18 protein-coding genes are annotated in these 19169 nt (G+C 73.3%); 7 read left to right on the forward strand and 11 right to left on the reverse strand.

What is annotated here, in order from left to right:
* The first annotated feature begins 131 nt into the window (after nucleotides 1-131).
* Nucleotides 132-1049, forward strand: a complete 918-nt coding sequence (locus tag AB0D99_RS26985) for a Gfo/Idh/MocA family oxidoreductase (RefSeq protein ID WP_362367470.1) — start codon at nucleotides 132-134, stop codon at nucleotides 1047-1049.
* Nucleotides 1050-1099: 50 nt separating this feature from the next.
* Here the strand turns inward: AB0D99_RS26985 and AB0D99_RS26990 are convergent, their stop codons facing one another.
* From AB0D99_RS26990 to AB0D99_RS27000, 3 genes are all read right to left on the reverse strand, one after another.
* Nucleotides 1100-1768, reverse strand: a complete 669-nt coding sequence (locus AB0D99_RS26990) for a hypothetical protein (RefSeq protein ID WP_362367473.1) — start codon at nucleotides 1766-1768, stop codon at nucleotides 1100-1102.
* 65 nt (nucleotides 1769-1833) lie between these two features.
* A complete protein-coding gene (locus tag AB0D99_RS26995; RefSeq protein ID WP_362367476.1) occupies nucleotides 1834-3267 on the reverse strand; it encodes a PLP-dependent aminotransferase family protein in 1434 nt (477 codons plus the stop codon).
* A 120-nt stretch (nucleotides 3268-3387) separates the two neighbouring features.
* Entirely contained in the window at nucleotides 3388-3852 is a 465-nt protein-coding gene (locus AB0D99_RS27000; protein WP_362367478.1) for a helix-turn-helix domain-containing protein, read from the reverse strand.
* A 64-nt stretch (nucleotides 3853-3916) separates the two neighbouring features.
* On the opposite strand from AB0D99_RS27000, the gene AB0D99_RS27005 reads away from it, so the two are divergent.
* On the forward strand, nucleotides 3917-4771 hold the full coding sequence (locus tag AB0D99_RS27005; RefSeq protein WP_362367481.1) for an alpha/beta fold hydrolase: 855 nt from the start codon (nucleotides 3917-3919) through the stop codon (nucleotides 4769-4771).
* 119 nt (nucleotides 4772-4890) lie between these two features.
* Here the strand turns inward: AB0D99_RS27005 and AB0D99_RS27010 are convergent, their stop codons facing one another.
* The gene (locus tag AB0D99_RS27010) at nucleotides 4891-5250 is read right to left on the reverse strand and encodes an arsenate reductase family protein (RefSeq protein WP_362367484.1); all 360 of its coding nucleotides are present in this window, start codon (nucleotides 5248-5250) and stop codon (nucleotides 4891-4893) included.
* A gap of 148 nt (nucleotides 5251-5398) precedes the next feature.
* Between AB0D99_RS27010 and AB0D99_RS27015 the strand changes: the two genes are divergently transcribed.
* The 3 genes from AB0D99_RS27015 (at nucleotide 5399) to AB0D99_RS27025 (ending at nucleotide 9194) form a co-directional block, all read left to right on the forward strand.
* Complete coding sequence (locus tag AB0D99_RS27015) at nucleotides 5399-5674, forward strand: hypothetical protein (protein ID WP_362367487.1); 276 nt, start codon at nucleotides 5399-5401, stop codon at nucleotides 5672-5674.
* 219 nt (nucleotides 5675-5893) lie between these two features.
* Nucleotides 5894-6205 carry a trypco2 family protein gene (locus AB0D99_RS27020; protein WP_362367490.1) on the forward strand — a complete coding sequence of 104 codons (312 nt, stop codon included), beginning with the start codon at nucleotides 5894-5896 and terminating at the stop codon, nucleotides 6203-6205.
* Between the two features lie 7 nt (nucleotides 6206-6212).
* A complete protein-coding gene (locus tag AB0D99_RS27025; RefSeq protein WP_362367493.1) occupies nucleotides 6213-9194 on the forward strand; it encodes a trypsin-like peptidase domain-containing protein in 2982 nt (993 codons plus the stop codon).
* 89 nt (nucleotides 9195-9283) lie between these two features.
* Here AB0D99_RS27025 and glnA read toward each other — a convergent pair whose 3' ends face one another.
* Nucleotides 9284-10693 (reverse strand): type I glutamate--ammonia ligase, encoded by a 1410-nt coding sequence (gene glnA / locus AB0D99_RS27030; RefSeq protein WP_362367496.1) that lies wholly within the window; start codon nucleotides 10691-10693, stop codon nucleotides 9284-9286.
* A gap of 221 nt (nucleotides 10694-10914) precedes the next feature.
* Here glnA and AB0D99_RS27035 point away from each other — a divergent pair, with 221 nt between their 5' ends.
* Nucleotides 10915-11382, forward strand: a complete 468-nt coding sequence (locus tag AB0D99_RS27035) for an RDD family protein (protein WP_362367499.1) — start codon at nucleotides 10915-10917, stop codon at nucleotides 11380-11382.
* 241 nt (nucleotides 11383-11623) lie between these two features.
* Here the strand turns inward: AB0D99_RS27035 and AB0D99_RS27040 are convergent, their stop codons facing one another.
* The 4 genes from AB0D99_RS27040 to lipB all read right to left on the reverse strand — a co-directional run bounded on the left by AB0D99_RS27040 (nucleotide 11624) and on the right by lipB (nucleotide 14700).
* Entirely contained in the window at nucleotides 11624-12328 is a 705-nt protein-coding gene (locus tag AB0D99_RS27040; protein ID WP_362367502.1) for a DUF4191 domain-containing protein, read from the reverse strand.
* 10 nt (nucleotides 12329-12338) lie between these two features.
* Nucleotides 12339-12551, reverse strand: a complete 213-nt coding sequence (locus tag AB0D99_RS27045; protein ID WP_362367505.1) for a hypothetical protein — start codon at nucleotides 12549-12551, stop codon at nucleotides 12339-12341.
* A gap of 267 nt (nucleotides 12552-12818) precedes the next feature.
* Nucleotides 12819-13784 carry a lipoyl synthase gene (gene lipA / locus AB0D99_RS27050; protein ID WP_362367508.1) on the reverse strand — a complete coding sequence of 322 codons (966 nt, stop codon included), beginning with the start codon at nucleotides 13782-13784 and terminating at the stop codon, nucleotides 12819-12821.
* Between the two features lie 106 nt (nucleotides 13785-13890).
* A complete protein-coding gene (lipB, locus tag AB0D99_RS27055) occupies nucleotides 13891-14700 on the reverse strand; it encodes a lipoyl(octanoyl) transferase LipB (RefSeq protein ID WP_362367511.1) in 810 nt (269 codons plus the stop codon).
* Between the two features lie 299 nt (nucleotides 14701-14999).
* On the opposite strand from lipB, the gene AB0D99_RS27060 reads away from it, so the two are divergent.
* Nucleotides 15000-16592: a regulator gene (locus AB0D99_RS27060; protein ID WP_362367514.1), complete on the forward strand. Its 1593-nt coding sequence runs from the start codon at nucleotides 15000-15002 to the stop codon at nucleotides 16590-16592.
* A 67-nt stretch (nucleotides 16593-16659) separates the two neighbouring features.
* Here the strand turns inward: AB0D99_RS27060 and AB0D99_RS27065 are convergent, their stop codons facing one another.
* The gene (locus AB0D99_RS27065) at nucleotides 16660-18060 is read right to left on the reverse strand and encodes an NAD(P)/FAD-dependent oxidoreductase (protein ID WP_362367517.1); all 1401 of its coding nucleotides are present in this window, start codon (nucleotides 18058-18060) and stop codon (nucleotides 16660-16662) included.
* A gap of 174 nt (nucleotides 18061-18234) precedes the next feature.
* Nucleotides 18235-19131 carry a TIGR01777 family oxidoreductase gene (locus tag AB0D99_RS27070; protein WP_362367520.1) on the reverse strand — a complete coding sequence of 299 codons (897 nt, stop codon included), beginning with the start codon at nucleotides 19129-19131 and terminating at the stop codon, nucleotides 18235-18237.
* Between the last annotated feature and the right edge of the window lie 38 nt (nucleotides 19132-19169).

Below are 19169 nucleotides of genomic sequence, written 5' to 3' on the forward strand. Positions count from 1 at the left end.
GCTGCAAAGGCAGGTCCCGGAAGTCGCACCGGAGTCCCGCGGCCGGCGGACGCAACGTAACACCAGGGGCGGGGCGGGGGGCCAGTGGATTTGCGGACCCCGTCGTCGGCGGCGACCGGCAGACTGGGCCCATGACCAAGCACTCGGGTGTGAAGCCCCGTATCGGCCTCCTCGGCACCGGCCCCTGGGCCGCCCGCGCGCACGCGCCCGCGCTCGCCGCGCACGACGGCGTCGAGTTCGTGGGGGTGTGGGGCCGGCGGCCCGAGGCGGCGGCCGAGATCGCCGCCGCGTCCGGGGCGACCGCGTACGAGGACGTGGACGCGCTCTTCGCGGCCTGCGACGCCGTCGCGTTCGCCCTGCCCCCGGACGTACAGGCACCGCTCGCCGTCCGGGCGGCGGCCGCCGGATGCCATCTGCTGCTGGACAAGCCCGTGGCCACGACGCCGGCGGCGGCCCGTGAGGTGGCCGAGGCGGCGGAGAGGGCCGGGGTCGCTTCGGTGGTCTTCTGCACGCTGAGGTTCGCCGAGCCGACGGCCCGGTGGATCGAGGAGCAGGCGGCGGCCGGCGGCTGGTTCCTGGGCGAGGCGCACTGGCTCGGCTCGCTGTACGGCCCCGGATCGCGGAGCGCGTACGCGCAGTCGCCGTGGCGGCGCGACAAGGGCGGCCTCTGGGACGTCGGCCCGCACGTGCTCTCCGTGTACCTGCCGGTGCTGGGCGACGTCACCGAGGTGACGTCGGTACGGGGCCAGGGGGACACCAGTCACCTGGTCCTGCGGCACACCTCGGGCGCGAGCAGCACGGCGACGCTGACCCTCTCGGCCCCGGCCGAGGCGGCGGAGGCCGCGCTCACCCTGCACGGGGAGCGCGGCCGGGCGACGCTGCCGGCGTGGGACGGCGCCCTGGGCGCGTTCGCCGCCGCGGTGGACGCGCTCGTCGACTCGGCCCGGACCGGTGTGCCGCACGCCTGCGACGCCCGGTTCGGCGTGCGGCTCACGGAGATCCTTGCCCTGGCGGAAGAGGCGACGGGCCCCGGGACACCCACCGGCTGAGGCCCGGCACCGGCTCCGCGCGCGTCCCGCCGCGCCGGGCCCGACCGCCGCTAGCCGACCCGCTCGATCCGGGCCTTGCGGATCAGGAACTTGCCGGGCTCACGGACCTGTTCGAAGGCCGCGTTGTTGAGGAGCACACAGCTGCCGGAGACGGAGGTGACCTCGACCGTCGTCGACTGCGCGTTGTCGAGGTTGGTCACCTTGAGGCGCGTTCCGATCGGGAACTGGTTGCTGGACGCGGCCGGGGCACCGCCCTCGCCGGAGAGCGTCACGGTGGAACCGGCGCAGACGACCTCCCCGGCCCCGCCCCCGCCGTTCCCGCCCCCGCCGTTCCCGCCCTCGGTGGGCGGCGCGGCCTCGGTGGGCGGCGCGGCTTCAGCCGGTGGCGCGGCCTCGGTGGGCGGCGCGGCGGGGGGCGCCGTCTGCGCCGGCGGGGCCGCCTCGGCGTCGCCCCCGCACCCCGACGCCGCCTGCTTGCGCCGGATCTCGGCGATCACCGCCTCCCGGTTGGCGATCCGCGCCTGCGACAGCGCGTCCGGGTTGGCGCGCTGGTCCGCGATGAAGCGCTCGTTGTTGGCGAGCGCCGTGGCCAGGCCGTCGCAGGCCACGGACGCCTGACTCGTACCGGCCACGACGACCGCCGTGCCCCCGGCGAGGACGAGGGCACCCGCCAACAGCGCGATCTTCTTCTTCCGGCTGAGCGTTTTCCTGCGTGACACGTGAGGCTCCGTTCGTTACCTGTCGGTTCCTGTGGCGTCAGATACGAGGTGCCCGCCGGTTCTGCTCAACGCAGTGCGGAATCAAGGGCGTTGCAGAGGGCGTCGAGCGCCCCGCCGTACAGCCGCTCGGGCGGGGTCGCATAGCCCACGACCAGCCCGTCCCGTCCCGCCGGCCCCTCCCGCCCGTCCTCGTCCGACGGAATCGCCGTGTCCGGATGCTGATACCCGCTCAGCCCCTCCACGGCGACCCCGTGCCGCTCCGCCGCCGCGAGCGCCGCGCGTTCCGTCCCCGGCGGAAGCTCCACCACCGCGTGCAGCCCGGCCGCGATCCCCGTCACCCGTACCCGCGGCACCCGCTCGGCGAGGACCGCCACCAGTCGGTCGCGGCGCCCGCGATGGTGACGCCGCATCCGCCGCACATGCCGGTCGTAGGCGCCGGAGGCGAGGAAGTCGGCGAGAGTGAGCTGCTCGGTGGCGGAGGAGTACGGCTCGCGCTCGCCCTTCGCCGCCACGACACCGTCCACCAGCGCGCCCGGCAGCACCATCCAGCCGATGCGGAGCGTGGGGGAGAGGCTCTTGCTGACGGACCCGATGAGGGCCACCCGGTCGGGGTCGAGACCCTGGAGGGCTCCCACGGGCCGGCGGTCGTAGCGGAACTCCCCGTCGTAGTCGTCCTCCAGGACGAGTCCGCCGGTCCTGCGCGCCCAGTCCACGACGGCCGCCCGCCGCTCGGGACCCAGCGGCCCGCCCGTCGGGAACTGGTGCGCGGGCGTGAGCAGGACGGCGCCCGAGCCGCGCTGGATCCCGTCGACGCGTGCTCCCTCCTCGTCCACGGCCACCGGCACGGTACGGACCCCAGCCTCGGCGAGCAGCCCACGGTGGAAGGGCAGCCCGTACGCCTCCACCGCCCAGGGGCGCCCGGCGACGACCCGGGCGAGGAGCCGCAGCGCATGGGCCGCGCCCGAGCAGACGACGATCCGGTCCGGGCCGGTCCGCACTCCGCGCACCCGCGCCAGATAGGCGGCGAGTTCCCCGCGCAGCTCGACCCGCCCCCGCGGATCGCCGATGCCGAAGGCGTCGTTCGGCGCGGCCGTCAGCGCCCGTCGCGCCGAGGCGAGCCAGGCGGTACGGGGGAAGGCGGCCGGATCGGGCTTGCCCTGGACGAGGTCGTACGGCAGCGCCCGTACGGTCTCCTCCCGCGTTCCCTCCGGCTCCGGGGCCGCGACGTGCCCGGCGACCCGGGTCCCCGATCCCTGCCGGGAGGAGAGCCACCCTTCGGCGACCAGCTCCGCGTACGCGTCGGCGACGGTGTTGCGGGCGACCCCCAGATCGGCGGCGAGCGACCGGTAGGGCGGCAGGCGCGTTCCCGCGGCCAGCCGCCCGCTCCGTACCGCCTCGCGCAACGCGCGGATCAGCGCGGCCCGCCGGCTGCCCGCCCCGCCCAGCTCCAGATGCAGATCGACGCCGAGGACCTCGGCGACCTCACTCCCCTCGCTCACGCGTCCGCTCCGGCGGCGGCGTGGGGGACGGCGGCCACGGCGCTCTCGGGGAGCGCGGGGCCGGCGGCGACACGGGCGACACCGCCCGGAGCCGATGCGTACACGGCGACCATGACATCCCTACCCCTGCGTCGTTCCGGGCCCGGCGGTGGACATGATCTCCCGTACGCCCGTCAGGAACCGCCGTACGGTCTCCACCTCGGCCTCGTCGAAGGTGTCCAGCAGCGCGACCGTCCGGTCGATCAGCGGCCCGAAGGACGTCCGGCCCAGCTCCTTGGCGCTCTCCTCGACCCGCAGCAGGACGCGGCGGCGGTCGCGGTCGTCCCGGAACCGGGCGACGTGACCGAGCCGTTCGAGCCGGTCGATCACGGAGGTCGTCCCCGCGGAGTGGAGACCGAGCTGTGCGCCGAGCCATCCGGCGGTCGCGTCCGTCCCCGCGCGCTCGGCGTCCAGGAGGTGGATCAGGGCCCGGACGTCTGTGGCGTGCATGCCGTGGCGATCGGCGAACTCGCCCTGCCGCAGGCCGAATTCGACCGTGACCGCACGCAGCAGATGGAAGATCCGCAGCTCCGGTGTGTCTGTCACTCCGCCGCCCTTCTGTCTATTATCTCGTTCAGCGAGATTATCGTCGAGCGAGAGGTCCTCCGTCATGCCCGTCGCCGTCTCCGGAGCCTTCCTCGCCGCCTATGACGCGGTCCTCGCCCGCTGGCCCGCCGGCACCACCACCTCCACCCTCACGACGGCACACGGCACGACCCATCTCATCAGCCACGGGCCCGAGGGCGCCCCGCCCGTCCTGCTGCTGCCGGGCGGCGGCGCCACCGCCACCGGCTGGTACCCCATGGCCGCCGCACTGGGCCGGACACATCGCGTCCACGCCGTCGACCTGATCGGGGAACCCGGCCGCAGCGTCCCGCGGGACGGCAGCCCCCTCCGCACCACCGACGATCTGACGACCTGGCTCGGCAGCCTCCTCGACGCCCTCGGGCTGCGCTCCGCCCGCCTGGCGGGCCATTCCTACGGAGCCTGGATCGCACTCCGGTACGCCCTGACGGCCCCGGACCGCGTCGACCGGCTCGTCCTCCTCGACCCCACGAACTGCTTCGCCGGCTTCAGCCCGCGCTACCTGCTCCGTGCCCTGCCGCTCCTGCTGCGCCCGACCCCGGCACGGAACGCCGCGTTCCTGCGGTGGGAGACGGGCGGCGCGGACCTCGACCCGCGGTGGCGGCACCTGCACGCACTGGCCGCGGACTTCCCTGCCGCCCGCCCGGTCACCGGCCCCCGCCCCACTCCCGCGCGACTGAGCACCCTGAAGCCGCCGACCCTGCTCCTGCTCGCCGAGCGCGGGCGCGCCCACGACGTCGCCGAGGTCGCCGCCAGGGCGCGGGCGGCCGTCCCCCACCTGGAGACGGCGACACTGCCCGGTGCCACGCACCACACCCTGCCGGTGGGCGCCCCGCCGGAGACGTACGAACGCGTCGCGGGCTTCCTGACGGCGGTGTGAGGCCGTCGGGGTCAGCGGGACGGCGTGTCCGGGTGTGGCCGTCGGGGTCAGCGGGACGGCGTGTCCGGGTGAGGCCGCCGGGATCAGCGGGACGGCGTGTCCGGGTGAGGCCGCCGGGATCAGCGCGACAGCGCGTCCCGCACCGCCTCCTCCGTCCGGCCCACCACGGCCGTGCCGTCCTCCGCCGTGATGATCGGCCGCTGGATCAGCCTGGGATGAGCGGCGAGCGCCTCCACCCACCGGTCCCGGTTCGCCTCGTCCCGCGGCCAGTCCTTCAGGCCCAGCTCCTTGGCGTCCGCCTCGCCGGTCCGCGTGATGTCCCACGGTTCGAGGCCGAGCCGCCGAAGAACGGCGCGGATCTCGTCCGGGTCCGGCACGTCCTCCAGGTAGCGGCGCACGGTGTACTCGGCGCCCTCCGCGTCGAGCAGACCGATCGCACTGCGGCACTTGGAACAGGCGGGATTGATCCAGATCTCCATGCGCCACACGGTACCCCCTCCACCTCGCTCCACCACCCCCCAAACCCTGTCTGGCCAGGGGCGATTGTCAGTGGGGGCACCTAAAATAGGGGGTGAAGGTGAGGGTCCCGGGGAGGGCCCGCACCCAGCTTTCGCCAGGAGGTCGCCCATGGCTCTCGCCGTGATCCGGACACCGTCCCTCGAACCCTGGAAGCCCCTCCAGAAGAGGCCGCTCCCCGCGGGCCGACCCCGGGAGTGGTACATCGCCCACAACCGCCGGCTGAAGGCCATGCGCCTCGCGATCGTCCTGCTCGACGCGGGCGTCCACGACCCCGCGCGCGCCGACAACGCGAAGATACGCACCACGGCCGAACTGCTCGGCATCCACCCGCCGTCCGACACCACCTGCCGCATGGTCCGCGCCCTGATCCGCTACGGTCGCTGACCCGTCCACGGCATCCGGCCCGGACGGGGCCGCCACCCTGACCGGGGGTGGCGGCCCCGTCCGGCCAACTCGCCCTCCGTACAGCCCGTTCGAGGATCCGGTGCCGATCGTCGAGCCGCCCCCGGCCGCCCCCGCCGATATGATCTCCGCCTAGACGCAAGGCCGTTCGAGCCCAGGAGCGACAGGCCCCGGGGCGACGGGGGACGAGGGGGCACACCGGTGGACAACGCCGTGGAGTTGGCGGACATCATCGCGCAGCTGCGCCAGGACCTGAGCCGCGCCATGGCGGAAGGCGAAGGCACCGACCTGCGCTTCCAGGCGGAACAGATCGAGCTGGAGCTGACCGTCGGCGTCGAGCGGAGCCGGGAACCGGGAGTGAAGGTCCGGTTCTGGGTGTTCGACGCCGGAGCCACCGCGCGGCAGGCGACCACCGACACCCAGCGGCTCACCCTCACCCTCAAGCCCGTACGTCCCGACGCACCGGACCGCTCGGTGCTGATCTCCGGTGACGAACTGCTCGGTGAGGACTGAGCCCACCATGCCCGACACCAGCAGGCACGCCGCCGGCGGACTCGACCCGCACCGCATCGCCGAGGTCATCGTCACCACGCCGACCGGCCGCCGGCGCGGCTCGGGCTACCGGGTCACCGACACGACGGTGCTCACCGCCGCGCACGTCGTGACCGACACCGCCGCGACCCGGGTCCGCTTCGACGTGGACCGGCCCGGGCAGTGGGAGGCCCCGGCCGACGTGGCCTGGTACGACGCCGGCAGCGACGTGGCCGTCCTCACCCTCGAACCGCCGTCGACCGCCCCGGCCGTCACCCCCGCGCCCTTCGGGCGCATCCCCTCGGACCACCACGCCGTCATCGCCGTCCACGCCGCGGGCTTCCCGCTGTGGAAGCAGCGCCGCAGGCCCGACGGCGGACAGTTCCGGGAACTCCACCAGACCGACGGCACCGTCGCCGCCCTGTCCAACCTGCGCACGGGCACGCTGGAGATCACCGTCGCACCCGCCGGAGCCGACCCCAACCCGCAGGTGTCACCGTGGTCCGGCATGTCGGGCGCGGCGGTCTGGGCCGGAGACCTCATCGTCGGCGTCGTCGCCGAGCACCACCGCTGGGAGGGATCCGGACGGCTGACCGCCGCCCGGATCGACGCCGCCCTGCTCCCTGCGGGCGCACCGCCCGCGACCGCCCCCGCCGCACTGCTGGCGATCGACGACCCCCGGACGCTGCCCGAAGCGGGCACCCGACTCCACGGAGCGCACGAGGAAGAGCCGGACGCGAGCGCCCCCGCCCGCTCCCGGGTGATCGGGCTGCCCGTCGCCCACGGCATCGAGCTGTTCAAGAACCGCACCCGCGAACTCGACCTGATCGGCCGCCACCTCGGCGATCCCGCCGTCCGCATGGTGACGATCACCGGACGGCGGGGCATGGGCAAGAGCGCGCTCGCCGCCAAGGTCATGGACCTCCTCGACCAGGGGGAGTGGCCCGGCCACACCGAGGCGCCGCCGCCCGCGGGACTGGTCAACCTCAGCACCCGTACCTCCGGCATCTCGCTGGAACGCCTCTACTTCGACTGCGCCCAGCTGCTCGGCGGCGACCACCGGACCCGACTGCACGAGACCTGGGCCGCCCAGCTGCCCGTCCAGGAGAAGCTCGACGAGCTGTTCGCCGCGATGGGCGACCGGCTCTTCGTGATCCTCATGGACAACGTCGAGGACCTCCTCCACGACGACGGCCGGATCAGGGACGAGGAAGTGGCGCTCTTCCTCGACTGCCTCTTCCGGGCCCGGTCGACCCCCCGCCTCCTGGTGACGACCCAGATCCCGGTACGCCTCGGCCCCGAACTGCGCCGCTTCGTCGCCCAGATCGACCTCGCCGAGGGGCTGCGGCCCGCCGAGTCCGTCGCGCTGCTGCGGGAGCTGGACCGTGACGGCTCCCTCGGCATCGCGCACCTGTCCGACGAGGAACTGCTCCACGCCGCCGTCCGCATGCACGGGGTACCGCGCGCCCTGGAACTCCTCGTCGGAGCCATGGCCGACGACGACCTGATGCTGCCCACCCTGCAGGAGGTCCTGGCCGACTACGCCCAGCGCCGTGACGTGGTCGAGGGCCTGGTCCAGGACCGCCACCGCCAGCTCGACGCCGGCAGCCGTACGGTCGTCGGTGTCCTCGCGGCGCTGCGCACCCCCGTACCCCACCCGGTGATCCGGACGATCGTCGCCGGTCTCGATCCCGCGCTCGACGTGGCGCACACCCTGGCCCACCTGGTACGGATCCACCTGCTGTCGGTGGACCGCAGGCACCGCACCTTCGCCCTGCACCCCATGGACGCCGACCTGGCCTACGGCGAGCTGCCCGGGGACGGCCCGACGGGCCGCACGGCCGTCGAGCGGCGGATCGCCGACTGGTACGCGAACACCGCCCCGCCCCGTGCGGCCTGGCAGAGCGCGGACGACGTCCGGCCGCTGCGCCGGCAGTTCGACCATCTGGTGCGCGCCGGAGACGTCGACGCCGCCGCGATGGTCCTCGGCGAGATGGGGGAGTGGCTGGTCTGGCAGGGCTCGGTGCTCGGGGTGATCTCCATGCACCTGGCCATCGACGGCCGCCTGACCGACGACCGGGCCCGCCTCGCCCACCTCGGCTCCTTCGGGCACGCCAGGCTGACGGCCGGGCCGATGGAGCACGCGGTCGAGCTGTTCACCGAGGCCGCCGAGCTGGCGGAGCGGCTCGGCGACCGGCATGCGCTGCAGAACGCCGTGTTCGGTCTCGGCGACGCGTACCGGCAGCTCGCCCGCCTCGACGCGGCGGTCGGCCCGCTGGCCAGGGCGGCCGACCTGGCCCACGAGAACGGCGACAGGGAGGGCGAGGTGCACGCGATCCTGTCCCTGAGCCTGGCACACAGCTCCCTGGGCCAAGGAGAAACGGCCCTGGCGAGCGCCGACCGCCTGGCCGACCTGGGCCGGACGTCCGGCGACCTCCTCACCCAGGCCCGCGCGGGCAACGCCCGCACGATCGCGCTCCTGACACTCGAACGCTGGGAGGAGACGATCGCCTCGGGCGACCTGACCGCACGCGCCTACCGCGCTGCGGACAGCCACGAGGCCATCACGTACGCACTGAACGCCCAGGGCATCGCCCTGCTGGCGCTGGACCGTGCGACGGAGGCGGTGCCCGTGCTCCAGGAGGCGCTGGACGAGGCGTCGCTGATGGAGAACCCCCGCGCGGAAGGCGTCTGCCTCTGCAACCTGGCCTGGGCCCACTGGTGCGAAGGAGAGTTCGCGCAGGCGGCCGAGACCGCCGAGCGGGCGGCACGGTCGCTGGGGATCGCGGGCGCCGTCGAAGCGACGGCTGCCCACGCACTCGCCGAGGCCGCCCGCGCCCGCGCCGTCCCCCGCCCCCGTGCCGCCGCCGACGCCCTGGTACGCGCGGCCCAGGCGCTGGGCGGCAACGTCGAGGTCGTCGGCTCCGCGTGGCTCGTCGCCCAGGCGGACCTTCTCCGCGCGGACGGCTGAAAGCCCTTCGCCGGTCTCCGCCCGGCAACGGCGAGGGCCGCCGCCCCCGGAACGGGGGTGGCGGCCCAGGCCGTCGACAGGTCCGCGATCTAGAGGTCGAAGTAGAGCTCGAACTCGTGCGGGTGCGGGCGCAGCTGGATCGGGGCGATCTCGTTCGTGCGCTTGTAGTCGATCCAGGTCTCGATCAGGTCCGAGGTGAAGACACCGCCGGCCTGCAGGTACTCGTTGTCCGCCTCCAGGGCGTCGAGGACCGCCGGGAGCGAGGTCGGGACCTGCTGGACGTTCGCGTGCTCCTCGGGAGCCAGCTCGTACAGGTCCTTGTCGATCGGCTCGGCCGGCTCGATCTTGTTCTTGATGCCGTCGAGGCCCGCGAGGAGCAGCGCCGAGAAGGCGAGGTACGGGTTCGAGGACGGGTCCGGCGCGCGGAACTCGACGCGCTTGGCCTTCGGGTTCGAGCCCGTGATCGGGATACGCATGGCCGCGGAGCGGTTGCGCTGCGAGTAGACCATGTTGACCGGGGCCTCGAAGCCGGGCACCAGGCGGTGGTACGAGTTCACCGTCGGGTTGGTGAAGGCCAGCAGCGACGGGGCGTGCTTCAGGATGCCGCCGATGTAGTAGCGGGCGGTGTCCGACAGGCCCGCGTAGCCCTGCTCGTCGTAGAAGAGCGGGTCGCCGTTCGACCAGAGCGACTGGTGGACGTGCATGCCGGAGCCGTTGTCACCGAAGATCGGCTTCGGCATGAAGGTCGCGGTCTTGCCGTTGCGCCAGGCGACGTTCTTCACGATGTACTTGAAGAGCATCAGGTCGTCGGCCGCGGCGAGCAGCGTGTTGAACTTGTAGTTGATCTCCGCCTGGCCGGCGGTGCCGACCTCGTGGTGCTGGCGCTCGACCTGGAGGCCGACGTTCTCCAGCTCCAGGGAGATCTCCGCGCGCAGGTCGGCGAAGTGGTCGACCGGCGGGGCCGGGAAGTAGCCGCCCTTGTAGCGGACCTTGTAGCCGCGGTTGTCCTCGACCGCACCGGTGTTCCAGGCGCCGGCCTCGGAGTCGATGTGGTAGAAGCCCTCGTTCGCGGTGGTGTTGAAGCGCACCGAGTCGAAGACGTAGAACTCGGCCTCGGGGCCGAAGTAGGCGGTGTCGGCGATGCCGGTGGAGGCGAGGTACGCCTCGGCCTTCTTCGCGATGTTCCGCGGGTCACGGCTGTACTGCTCGCCCGTGATCGGGTCGTGGATGAAGAAGTTGATGTTCAGCGTCTTGTCGCGGCGGAACGGGTCCAGGCGGGCCGTCGACAGGTCGGCGCGCAGCGCCATGTCGGACTCGTGGATGGCCTGGAAGCCGCGGATCGACGAGCCGTCGAAGGCGAGCTCCTCGGACGGGTCGAACGCCGTCGCCGGGATCGTGAAGTGCTGCATCACTCCCGGGAGGTCACAGAAACGGACGTCGACCATCTTGACGTCGTTGTCCTTGATGAACTTCTTGGCCTCGTCGGCGTTCTGGAACATCCAACTCCTCCTACTCCCGGCCCGGGGAGGGGCGGGGTTGCAGCTCGGTCGTGCGGCCAGTGCGGTGGCACACGCTGGACCCGACCATAGGCAGACGGGATTTCTCAAGCGTGACCCATTTGTTTCGCCCAAGTTAACCGGGCTGGGTGCTGGTCCGCTCTTCGGAACTCCTCGCCTACCCGGGCCGAAGTGATCGAAAACGGGCGCAGTACCGTTGTCCCGTGGACAACAGGGAAGCACTCGGATCATGGCTGTCCGGCCCCCGCGCGGCGGCCGAGAACGCAGGCGTCGACTTCGGTTACCGAGGTCAGCAGCTCGGGCTCCCCGAGGAGGGGCCCGGTTCGATCGCCCGCCCCGGCCGCCGGATCGGCGCCCTCGCCGTCGACTGGGCCCTCTGCATGGTGATCGCATACGGGCTGGTCACGGACGGCTACAGCCAGGCGACCGGCAACTGGGCGCTCCTCATCCTGCTCGTCCTGAGCGTGCTCACGGTCGGAACCATCGGCTCCACCCCGGGCAAGCGGATCTTCGGCCTGCGGGTCGCGTCGGTGAACGGCGGCCGGCTCGGCTTCGTCCGTGTCGTCGCCCGCAGCGTGCTGGTCTGCCTCGCCATCCCGGCCCTCATCTGGGACCGCGACGGCCGCGGCCTCCACGACCGCCTCTCCGGCGCCGTCCAGGTCCGGATCTGACACCGGTACGACGCCGAAGCGCCCGTACGACGACGAGCACGCCCGCACTACGCCGAGGCGCCCGTACGACGTCGAGGACGCCCGTACGACGTCGAGGACGCCGAGGACGCCCGCACGACAGCGAGGACGCCGAGGGCGCCGGCTGTCCGGCGGGCGAGGAAGCCCCCGTACGGCGAAGAAGCCCCGTACGGCGAAGGGGCCCGGAACCGATCGGTTCCGGGCCCCTTCGCCGTCACGTGGGTCAGCGCATCTTTCCGCCGCGCGGCATCCGCATGCCCTTCGGCATCGGTCCCTTCGGCAGCGGCATGTTGCTCATCAGGTCGCCCATCGCGCGCAGCCGGTCGTTGGCCGCCGTCACCTGCGGGCCGGAGAGCACGCGCGGCAGCTTCAGCATGGTCGTACGGACCTTCTTCAGCGGCACCTGGCCCTCGCCGTTGCCGACGACGATGTCGGTCACCGGGACGTCCACGACGATCCGGGCCATCCGCTTCTTCTCGGCCGCGAGCAGCGACCGCAGGCCGTTCGGGTTGCCCTCGCCGACCAGCACGATGCCGGCCCTGCCGACCGCGCGGTGCACGACGTCCTGGTTCTTGTTCATCGCGACCGCGGGGGTCGTGGTCCAGCCGCGCCCGACGTTCTGCAGGACGGCGGCCGCCGCGCCGGGCTGGCCCTCCATCTGCCCGAAGGCCGCGCGCTCGGCACGTCGACCGAAGACGATCGCCATCGCCAGCAGCGCCAGGATGAAGCCCAGGATGCCCAGGTAGACCGGGTGCCCGATCAGGAAGCCGATCGCGAGGAGAACGCCGAGTACGACGATGCCCACGCCCGCGACGACAAGCCCGACCTTCGGGTCGGCCTTTCGGGTCATCTTGTACGTGAGGGCGATCTGCTTCAGTCGCCCCTGGTTCGCAGCGTCACCGCTGCCCGTGTTTGCAGTCCTCGCCATGTCCTGAAGTTTACGTGGCCCGCGAGGCGCGACCAGCCACCGCCTCCATCACATGCTGGGCCTCGACCCGGTCCTTGGCCCGGCGCCGGTCCTCCAGGACGGAGTTCCAGGCGTTGCGGCGGGCGGTCCGCTGGCCGCTGCCGAGCAGCACGGCCTCCACGGCCCGCAGGGCATCGGTGACGGACGGGATCGCGGTGGCGCGGACGTGGGTCGCGGCCTGCATGACGGGGTCCTCCCTCAAGCGTGGATGAGATGAGGTGGGGGGCTGAGCGAGAGTGGTCGCTCGCGTGGTGGCGGTGTGTGAACCCAGGCTCACAGATTGGTGTTACCAGCGCGTGACTCGGTGGTCAAACACTGATGAAACGTTGATGCGGCCATTCGTACGAACCCGTGAACGCCGACGCGGCCCGTACGCACCCCCTGACCTGCGGGTGCGTACGGGCCGCGACGAATTCGGCCACTACTGGCCGGTAACCACTTGTGCTTCGATTCACACGGTCGGCGTGCCGGCCGTCTCGCCGCGCTTCTCCATCGCCTGCTGGTACAGCCGGCCCGCGCGGTAGGACGAACGGACCAACGGGCCCGACATCACACCGGAGAAGCCGATCTCGTCGGCCTCCTCCTTGAGCTCCACGAACTCCTGCGGCTTCACCCAGCGCTCCACGGGGTGGTGGCGCACCGACGGGCGCAGGTACTGCGTGATCGTGATCAGCTCGCAGCCGGCGGCGTGCAGCTGCTGCAGCGCCTCGCTGATCTCCTCGCGGGTCTCGCCCATGCCGAGGATCAGGTTCGACTTCGTGACCAGACCGTAGTCACGGGCCCGGGTGATGACGTCCAGCGAACGCTCGTAGCGGAAGCCGGGACGGATCCGCTTGAAGATCCGCGGCACCGTCTCGACGTTGTGCGCGAAGACCTCGGGACGGGAGGCGAAGACCTCCGCCAGCAGCTCGGGCACCGCGTTGAAGTCGGGCGCGAGCAGCTCCACCTTCGTCCGGCCGTCGGCGCGGCCGGCGGTCTGCTCGTGGATCTGGCGCACGGTCTCCGCGTACAGCCAGGCGCCGCCGTCCTCCAGGTCGTCGCGCGCGACGCCGGTGATGGTGGCGTAGTTCAGGTCCATCGTGACGACCGACTCGCCGACGCGGCGGGGCTCGTCACGGTCCAGCGCCTCGGGCTTGCCCGTGTCGATCTGGCAGAAGTCGCAGCGCCGCGTGCACTGGTCACCACCGATGAGGAAGGTGGCCTCACGGTCCTCCCAGCACTCGAAGATGTTGGGACAGCCCGCCTCCTGGCAGACCGTGTGCAGGCCCTCGCTCTTCACGAGGCTCTGCATCTTCGTGTACTCGGGGCCCATCTTCGCCCGGGTCTTGATCCACTCGGGCTTGCGCTCGATGGGGGTCTGGGCGTTACGGACCTCCAGGCGCAGCATCTTGCGTCCGTCGGGTGCGACTGCGGACACGACCGGCTCCCTGTAGCTTCGATTCTTCGGCGCACACCAGGGTACGCCCGTTGTTCATGCGGTTTTGTTTACGCCTGGGCAACCTGTGGCCAGAGCCCGGCATTCCCTAGGCGTGCGCCTCGACGGGAGACGTCTCGATATCGCGCGGCTTCAGCTCCGCGTCCTCCAGGACGGCCCGCAGGTGCTTCTCGATCACCGGCAGGACCTCCTCGATCGTGATGTCCCGGCCGAGCTCACCCGCCAGCGAGGCCACGCCCGCGTCCCGGATCCCGCAAGGGATGATCCGGTCGAACCAGGCGTTGTCCGGGTTCACGTTGAGGGCGAAGCCGTGCATCGTGACGCCCTTGGCGACCCGGATGCCGATGGCGGCGAGCTTGCGGTCCTCGCGGCGCTGGCCGGCGTTGGACGGGGCGTACTCCGGGCCGTTGAGCCGGGGGTCGAACTCCGGATCGCTCAGCCGCGGGTCGAAGTCCAGCGAGAGGCCGCCGAGCGACGGACGCCGCTCCACCGGATCGCCCAGGACCCAGACGCCGCTCCGGCCCTCGATCCGGGTGGTCTCCACGCCGAACTCCGCGGCGGTGCGGATCAGCGCGTCCTCCAGGCGGCGCACGTGGGCGACCACGTCGACCGGGCGCGGCAGCTTCATGATCGGGTAGCCGACGAGCTGGCCGGGGCCGTGCCAGGTGATCTTTCCGCCGCGGTCCACGTCGACGACCGGCGTCCCGTCGAGGGGGCGCTCGCTCTCCTCGGTGCGCCGGCCCGCCGTGTAGACGGGCGGGTGCTCCAGGAGCAGACAGGTGTCGGTGATCTCGTCGGCGAACCGGGCGGCATGGATCTCGCGCTGCTTGTCCCAGGCCGCCCGGTACTCGACGGCGTCGTCGCCGAAGCCCAGACGGACGAATCGCAGCTCACTCACGGCAAAGCCTCCTCCTGGGTGCCGGTGCGGGTTCCGGGGATCGTCCCGGGGCCGGCTCGGCACCATGCGTCATTCGCGCCCATGCCACTGTACGGCCGCCCGGTGGAAAGCGGTCCGGCAGGTGTGCGAGGCCGGTGACGAGGACGTTTGCGTCAGCGATGGCCCCGATCCTCACACGATCGGATGAATGTGGGGCCTAGGAGGCGGTATGGGCGGTGTGGGCCGCTAAATTCACGCCGTTCCATGAGGGTCCGTACGGGCTTGCTCCCGGGCCCGGAAGGCAGGAGACCGCACAGCTGATGACGGAACGACCCCCGCAGCGCATCCCGAACCGCCAGCTCGCCGCGCTCATCGCCGAAGCCGGGTTCTCCAACGCGGGCCTGGCCAGGAGGGTGGACCAGCTCGGCCTGGAGCACGGACTCGACCTGCGGTACGACAAGACCTCCGTGACCCGCTGGCTGCGCGGTCAGCAGCCGAGGGGCACCACTCCCGCCCTGATCGCCGAGGTCTTCACCCGGCGCCTGGGCCGCCGCCTCTCCGCGCAGGACCTCGGCCTCGACGCGTGCGCCCCCGTCTACGCGGGGCTGGAGTTCGCGGCGACGCCCGAGGAAGCGGTCGACATCGTCAGCGGGCTGTGGCGGAAGGACTCCGGCAGCCATGTCGAACTCCGCAAGATCGCCTTCACGCCGGCCGGGCTGGTGGTCCCGAGCCGGGACTGGCTGATCGGCCGGGCCGACGAGCGGGTCGCGCGGGGGGAGATGGGGCCGCCGGGCGGGCGGCTGGGTGCCGAGGGCCGGCACGGCTCCGAGGGGCGGGCCGGATCCGACGCCCGGCTCGTGACGGAGGGGCGGCACGGCGCCGAGGCGCGTCCGGGCGGGGAGGGGGGACGGCTCGCCACCGAGGCGCGCCGTCCGGTTCAGGACCCCCGGGTGCCGCAGCAGGGCAGGGTCGCCGTCCCCCGTCAGCGCGGCACCGACCGGGGCCCCGGGCAGCGGGTCTCCAGCGGGGACATCGCGGCCCTCCGGTCCGTCGGCGAGCTCTTCCGCACCCTCGACCACGCCTACGGCGGCGGGCACGCCCGCCAGGCCCTCGTCCGCTACCTGGAGCACGAGGCCGAGCCGATGCTGCGCGGCACGTACGGGGAGTCCGTCGGCCGGCGCCTCTTCGCCGCGGCCGCCGACCTGACGAGGCTCGCCGGCTGGACCTCGTACGACATTGCGGCCCACGGCCTCGCCCAGCGGTACTTCGTCCAGGCGCTGCGGCTCGCGCAGGCGGCGGGGGACCGCGCGTACGGCTCGTACGTCCTGATCACCATGAGCAGGCAGGCGGTGTACCTCGGCCACGGGCGTGAGGCGGTACAGCTGGCGAGGGTCGCTCAGCAGGGCGTGGGCTCCTCGGCGCCGCCCGTCGTCCAGGCGCTGCTGCACGCGGTGGAGGCGCGGGGGCACGGGGTGCTCGGCGAGGCGCGGGCGTGCAGCGCGTCCCTCGCCCGGGCGGAGCGGGCGCTCGAGGCGGCGCGGCCCGGTGACGACGTGCCGTACTGGGCGCGTCCCTTCGACGAGGCACAGCTCGCCGACGAGTTCGGCCACTGCCACCGGGACCTCCAGCAGTACCGCCCGGCGGCGCAGCACGCCGAGCGCTCCCTCCAGCTGCGCGCGCCGGGTTTCGCCCGCAGCCGCCTCTTCTGCCGTGTGGTCCTCGCCACGGCCCGGCTGGGCCTCGGCGAGCTGGACCAGGCGTGCGCGCTGGGCGCGGAGGCGGCGCAGCAGGCGTCCGAGATGCGCTCGGCGCGCGCGGTGGAGTACGTCCGCGACTTCGAGCGCCGCCTGGAGCCGTACCGCGACGCGGCGGCCGTCCGCACGTACCGCGACCGCGTCGCCGCGATCGGCTGACCCGCCCGGCCGCGCCGCCCCCACCGGGAGGGGAGCGGGACGCGACCGCCCACACGGGGCCGGGCTGTCAGGCCGCCTCCGGGGTCGACTCCTCGCGGGCGCGGACGCCCAGGTCCCCCAGGACCGCCTGGGCCGCGCGGCGGCCCGAGGACAGGGCGCCCTGGGGCGTGGACGTGTCGCGGTGGTCGCCGCAGACGTACAGGCCCGCCAGCAGTCGGACCGGCCGGCGCGGGTCGTGCGGCGGCGGCATCGCCGGAATCGCGTCCGGGGTGTGGTGCAGGGCCAGCAGCTCCCACTCGTCCGTCGACGTGCCGTACAGCGTCGCGAGGTGCTTGCGGACCCGCCGGTCGGTGTCGTCCGGCGGGGCGCCCAGGACCGTCGAGGTGACGAGCACCCGGCCCGCCGGTGCCCGGGTGGGGTCGACCGCGCTCATCACCGCCGTGTGCGCGACCGGACCGCCGGGATCGGACTCCAGGAGCAGGACCGGGTCGGCCGTCGGCGCGGCCGGAGCCGTGTGGTGCAGCACGGTGACCGGGTGGAAGGCGGGGGTCCGCAGCCCGGGCAGCAGCTCGGCGGCCGTGCGCGCCCCCGTCGCCAGCACCACCGAGCGGCAGCGGAACACTCCGTGCTCCGCCGTCACGACCCGGTCGACCGCGACGTCCGTGACCCGGACGCCGGTACGGACCGTGCCGGGCGGCAGCGTCGCCGCCAGCAGGTCGGACAGCGCGCCCGAGCCGCCCTCCGGCGCGCACAGCCGCCCCCGGGCGAACGCGCGCAGCGCCAGATCGGTCCAGCGACTGGAGGTGGCGAGATCGGGATCGCCGAGCAGCGCGGCGACCAGAGGCCGCAGCACCCCCTGGACCGTACGGGCCGGCAGCCGGGCCGTCAGGGCCTCGCGCGCGGCCCGCTCCTGACGGGTCAGCAGCCGCTGTGCGGGCGTGGCTGCCAGCCGTGCCAGCGAGGCGCTCAGCCGTGCCTGGTCGAGCGAGGCGGCCGGATGGCGAGGGGCGCTCGCGAGGGCGCGCGCCACGGTGAAAGCTCCCCCTGCGCGCCGGGGTGGGTGCGGGGACCCCCAGGGTCCCTGTGCGGCCCCCCTCGCCGTGCCCCGGGCGCCCCGCGCGACCCCGACGCGCCAGGGCGCGTGCGGGAACGCCTCGCCGACCCTGACGTACCGTCCGTCGCTGTGCACCAGCGCCCCCGGTGCGAACGGTCGGAGCGTCAGCCCGCCCAGTCCGGGCGTGCGGCACAGTTCGGCGTACGAGGCGGTCAGCAGCGGCCCGACCCGGTCGAGCCGGAAGCCGTCGACGTCGTCCGTGGTCATCCGGCCGCCGACGCGCGGCCCGGCCTCCAGGACCGTGACGCCGATCCCGGCGCTGGTCAGCCGGTGGGCGGCCGCGAGCCCCGCGATTCCGGCTCCCACGACGACGACGTCCGTGACGACGTCCGAATGGCGTGCGGTACTGAGCACGTGCCCCTCCCCAGGTCGGCGCGGCTGGTGGGGTGCCTATGCCCCCAACGGGCCCCAGGAATGCCCGCGTTCGCATTCAGGGCCTGTCAGCCTAGGCAGCGCTCCCACAGGTGCCAGCAGCGCGCGGCGGGGTGCACGAAGCACGGGGTCGCACACGCCGTGCTCCGGCCGTGGTCAGACGGCCGCGCGGATCGCCTCGTCGATCGTCGGGAAGGCGAAACGGAAGCCGGACTCCGACAGCCGCCCCGGCAGCACCCGCTGACTGCCCAGCACGTCCTGGGCGAAATCCCCCAGGACGAGCCGGAGCGCCGGCGCGGGGACGGTGAAGATCGTGGGGCGGTGCAGGACACGGCCCATCGCCGCGGTCACCTCGCGGTTGGTGACCGGTTCGGGGGCCGTCAGATTCACCGGGCCCGAGAGGGAGTCGGTCTCGATCAGATGCCGCAGGGCGGCCACCTCGTCGTGCAGCGCGATGAAGCTCCAGTACTGGTGGCCGTCGCCCATCCGGCCGCCCACTCCGGCGCGGAAGACCGGGAAGAGCCGGCCCCAGGCCCCGCCCTCACGGGCCACCACCAGGCCCGTCCGGGCGTACGCGACCCTGATCCCGGCCTCTTCGGCCGGCGCTGCCGCGGCCTCCCACTCCACGCACACCGAGGGCAGGAACCCCTCTCCCGCGGGTGCGCTCTCGTCCACCGGGCGCGAGCCGGTGTCGCCGTAGTAGCCCAGTGCCGTGCCGCACACCAGGACCTTCGGCGGTTCGGCGAGCGAGGCGAGGGCCTGCGCGATCGCCGTCGTGCCGAGCACGCGGCTGTCGCGGATCTCCTTCTTGTACGCCTCGGTCCAGCGGCGCTCACCGACGCCGGCGCCCGCCAGATGCACGACGGCGTCGACGCCGACGAGCCCCGCCGCGTCCACGTACAGCCGCGCGGGGTCCCACTCGACCTCGTCCGCGGTCCGGGCGGGCCGCCGCACCAGGCGGGACACCTGGTGGCCGTCGGCGCGCAGTGAGCGCACCAGGGCGGAGCCGATGAGTCCGGAGGCGCCGGTGACCGCGATTCGGGAGCGTTCCATGGGGACATCCTGCCTTCCCGGGTCCGTACATGGCACAG

The organism is Streptomyces sp. NPDC047971 (assembly GCF_040653355.1).
In the GTDB taxonomy this organism is placed as follows: Bacteria; Actinomycetota; Actinomycetes; order Streptomycetales; family Streptomycetaceae; genus Streptomyces.